Below are 4416 nucleotides of genomic sequence, written 5' to 3' on the forward strand. Positions count from 1 at the left end.
ACCGAATCAGACCCCGAGCAGCAGTAAGAAGTCTTCATCGTCAGGTGAAACGGATGCTACTGCATCGAGTCCAGGTATAGGGAAGAAGTCTGGCGACGGTGAAGGCACAAACTCACCAAGCAGTGGCAAGAAAACGGGTCAGACACCGAATACTAGTAAGAAGTCCAAATCATCGGGTGAAACGGATGCTACTGCATCGAGTCCAGGTACAGGGAAGAAGCCTGGCGATGGTGAAGGAACAGAATCATCAGGTAGTGGCAAGATAGAGGATCCAACTCCGAATACCAGTAAGAAGACCCAAACATCCGGAGAACCGGATACTGCAGGATCAAATACAGGTACAGGGAAAAAGTCGAGCGAGGGTGAAGGAACAAGCTCATCTAGCGCTAACAAGAAAGATAATCAGATTCCCAACAGTCATAATCAGTGGAAACAAGATTCATCGAAGAAAAAAGGAAAAGATGATAAAAAGAAAAAAGAGGAGGAAAAACGTAAAAGGGAAGAGGAAGAAAGACAAGAAAGTGAATCAGAGGCTGAGGGGACGGGACAAGCTGTTATACCGCCACCAATAGTCTATGAAACAGTTAAGTATGGAGATCATTTTACAAGAAAGAATAGAAAAAAAGTTTTAAAACCAAATATAGAATACACATCACCAGATGGTTATAATTATCGTACGGACAGTCAAGGGCGTATTATTGAATGTGAAGGAGCACTTGTACTTGGTAAAGGAGACCGTAGTGAATATGCCCAGAGGACGGTAGGAAAAGGGCAAGGTAGGTTACCTGATGACGATGGTGGACACTTGATAGGGGCACAGTTTAAAGGACCAAAGGATATCGATAACTTAGTGCCACAGAATAGCCAAATTAATCGAAGTGGCGGAAAATGGTATGAAATGGAAACTGAATGGGCGAATGCTCTGAATGAAGTACCACCTAAAAAAGTTACTGTGAAAATTGAACCAGTCTATTCAGGAAGTTCAATGAGACCACATTCATTCGAAGTAACTTACCAAATAGGGAAGAAAAAAGAAGTTACTATTACAATACAGAATCAACCGGGAGGTTAGTAGAATGGAACAGCAGATGAATGATTTATATAGAGAGATAGCAGAAACAATAAATGAATTGATACCTGAAGATTGGGAAAATTTTTATTTTAATGGCGAGGTAGAAAATGGAGAAGGGGGTGTTTTCTTTTTCTTCAAACCAATAAATAAACATGATTATGTTTATTGCCGAGATATTTTGAAGAATTACAATATTAATTCAGAAATATATAAAAAAACTATGAGAAAGTTGTTGAAAGTTACCAATGATCTAAAAAATATATTTATAGAAGATGGACAAGAGCCTTGGTTTTCAATAACCATGAAACTTACATCTGAAGGAAAATTAAATATAATATACGACTATACAAAATGGGGAGAATCCAATTTTGGCCCTTCAGACAGGTTAGAATATTGGGAAAGTAAATATCTGAATAATATTCCACAAGAAGAGAATGACAGAATAAAGATCGAAAAAATGAAGCAGTTTGAAGAAGCGAATTAAATGCCATTTTTCTTTGGTAGGACTACCCAGTGCCGATTACATCCATCATTCGACCAATAACACAACTAACCCATGTAATACCCGTATAAAGATTTCATCATTTCGGTTGTACGCAAATCAATTGCTTTAATTTTATAATTTAAATAACGCTATTCCTATACATCAAACAGGTTAATTATGGTCAGATACCACCATGATTGACCTCTTTTTTATTACCTTCGTTTTCTCACAACTTTTAAATAAGCTGATGATCAGTCAAGACAACGGAGTAAGGTATTCAATCAATCAACTGGATACTCCAGATGATATAAGTAGTAAATTTGATTTATCCAGTGTAGAAGGGTATGAGCGAAAAATCGATAATACAAAATATTATGATCATGATAAGGGTGATTTTGGCGAGGAAGTTGCGAAAAAAATCGCAATAAACAACAATCTGGGTAAGGATATTTCCGATCAATTTCAAGTTGGTAGGAACGGCATAGATGGAGCCTTTTTGTCCAAAGGTCCGCCTCCTAAATTAACCATGATTGAGGCTAAGACTTCCGAGTGGGGAAATTTCAATTATTCAACAGAGCAAAAACTGGGTGGTGCTAAATATTTTGAAGTGATGTCAAGCCGTAAAAATAAAAGTTTTGCGGATTTTAAAGCAAAGTACAAGAAACTTTTAAAAGATAACCCAGGGTTGGAGTTTGAGTATATCAGAGTAGAGGTTGATATTTCGAAAACTTCGGTTGGTTTTGGAGTAGATGTTGTAAAAGTAAAAGATTGGAGTAAGGAGATAAAATAAAACTTAAGGAGAACACAATGGTTAATTCAAAAAAAATGCATTTGGCCTACAAAAGGTATGTCAAAAACTTTTTTGGTAGTAATGCCGTAAATGAATACGAAGAAGGTAAAAATGAGATTGTTGAAATCATCGATATTAATGATACAGAGAGAGATCACATTCTATTAATTGATATGGATAATATATCTTCCTTTTGGTTAGATGTGTGGAAAAATGACGTATTGATTAAAAACGGTCGAAATGTAAGTGCGCTAAAAAAAAACCAACAAATAAAATTTTATCAGTGCATGGGTAGTCATATTTATAGAGAGCGTTATCCGAGCCTGAAATTGATTGATTATTCTTTCGAGTATAGCATCATCGCATTAATACACTTCAATTTATACGGATGGGTAAAAGAGGAAAAGATATTTTTTGATTTTATAGTCAAATATCTTGGAGATAATTTAATGGAAGCGAATGATTGGAATCAACATATCTGGTTTTTACTAGAGTTATATCTCCAACATACCAAGCAAGAACTTGAGGGAACTAATGAATATGTTCACTTGGCTGTGAAATCCGCATTAACAAATCGGGAACAGCCATGTGGCTTGATTCCCGAAGAACTTGGAATCTACAGAGAAGTATTGGAACAATGGAATACACCTGATGTGGATGAAATTACGCATTTAATTGGAAGAATGTCCGAACATCATTCCACGCTTGCTTCAGAGTTAGGAAAATCGCTTGAGTTTGGAAATTATGATTACGCTTTTTATCCTTATGAAATTTTGTATTTGCTTCATGTGAGAAAAAAACAAGGTCTGCCCAATCCAAGTCATTTTGATGATTTCCTGATGAACTTACCGGAGGCTAAAATGAACATTCAAGATCCTGAACCGTATCCAGAATGGGATCCCGTTTTACGAATGATTGATGACTTCTATCGCAAAAACTATCCAGAGTATATCCCAAACCACCATGGAGTTCTGTTTGAATAGGAGAGGAGGAAGACTGCATGGCAGATGAAGATTTGGTGCCGTTAATTTTCGATGATACAGAGGATATCGACATAATTTTGAATGATCCGGATGAATCACTGGCGTATTATAGTATGCTGAATCATGGCTTAGCGACCAAACGGTTTTTATTTCTGGACTACAAAGGAGAAGTGGATCAGGAAATCGTCAATTACATCTTAGACTATGAGTATGCCTATGATATCGAATTGGGAACTGCAGATCAGCTAGAAGAGTTGGGAGAGTTTGACTACAAATATCTCCCTGAGAAAATTAGGGAGGTAAACAAGCTGATTTCTCGAAAAGGATATGGTTTATTCTCCTATCCGACAGCAGGAGACTTCTATGCATTGTTCATCGCCGAACTTAAGCATGAGGGTGCGCTAACCGAAGTGGATTTACTAGAAGATGAAGATATTCCTGAAAAAGAGCGTCATATCCAGTTGTATATTTAGTTCAGAGATAAGTCAGACAGGCTCCAGTTATTTGACTGGGGCTTATTTGTTTTGAGGTTTTTTAGAAAGGGTTAATCTTGCGTTTTAAAAGTCAAAACTCTGATCAACTATATGATCCATAAAGTCTTAAGAATTAAATTCAGTGAAACATAATAAGAAAAATGACTAAAGATTTGGATAAACAGTATGGAGTCCGGGTTGCTCATGACTGCACATCGTATGATGCTAGAAGATCATCATATGCGAAAACCACGATCTATCTGCTCTTGATGCCAGAGCTTGGTGACACGGTGAAACTGTACATTCCCGGAAGTCGCGAGTCCAAGGCTTATATTCGTCATGCAGTCCCCGAAAGCAAGCGTTCGGTTTCCAGTGGAACGCAACACAAACTGTGGGGCCATCCTGACGGACCATCTATTGGTATGTCATCGGATGAGGTGACCGTACAGGCTGGAGCTGGATTAATCATCACACTGAATGACCAAGGTGTAATGATGCAGAGTGCAGGTAACATCTCGATTCAGGGTGGCAGTCTATCACTTAAAGCAGGTCAGATTAAAGCAACCGCCCCTGAAGCAATTTGGCTTCTTGGCGGAGGAAGCAGCTTTATATTG

At 37.8% G+C, this 4416-nt stretch carries 5 protein-coding genes and 1 pseudogene; all 6 read left to right on the forward strand.

What is annotated here, in order from left to right:
• A partial coding sequence (locus AC1DE7_RS31510; protein WP_477535886.1) for a DNA/RNA non-specific endonuclease occupies positions 1–1072 on the forward strand: 1072 nt, incomplete at its 5' end.
• Between the two features lie 4 nt (positions 1073–1076).
• Positions 1077–1556, forward strand: a complete 480-nt coding sequence (locus tag AC1DE7_RS31515; RefSeq protein WP_154897029.1) for an immunity protein YezG family protein — start codon at positions 1077–1079, stop codon at positions 1554–1556.
• A 193-nt stretch (positions 1557–1749) separates the two neighbouring features.
• The gene (locus AC1DE7_RS31520; RefSeq protein WP_221821881.1) at positions 1750–2346 is read left to right on the forward strand and encodes a hypothetical protein; all 597 of its coding nucleotides are present in this window, start codon (positions 1750–1752) and stop codon (positions 2344–2346) included.
• A 17-nt stretch (positions 2347–2363) separates the two neighbouring features.
• On the forward strand, positions 2364–3329 hold the full coding sequence (locus AC1DE7_RS31525; RefSeq protein WP_253502177.1) for a hypothetical protein: 966 nt from the start codon (positions 2364–2366) through the stop codon (positions 3327–3329).
• A 17-nt stretch (positions 3330–3346) separates the two neighbouring features.
• Entirely contained in the window at positions 3347–3802 is a 456-nt protein-coding gene (locus tag AC1DE7_RS31530; RefSeq protein WP_221821884.1) for a DUF6630 family protein, read from the forward strand.
• A gap of 161 nt (positions 3803–3963) precedes the next feature.
• Positions 3964–4416 (forward strand): annotated as a pseudogene (locus tag AC1DE7_RS31535) (hypothetical protein); the annotation flags it as partial.

It is taken from the genome of Paenibacillus sp. 10L310, assembly GCF_056395745.1.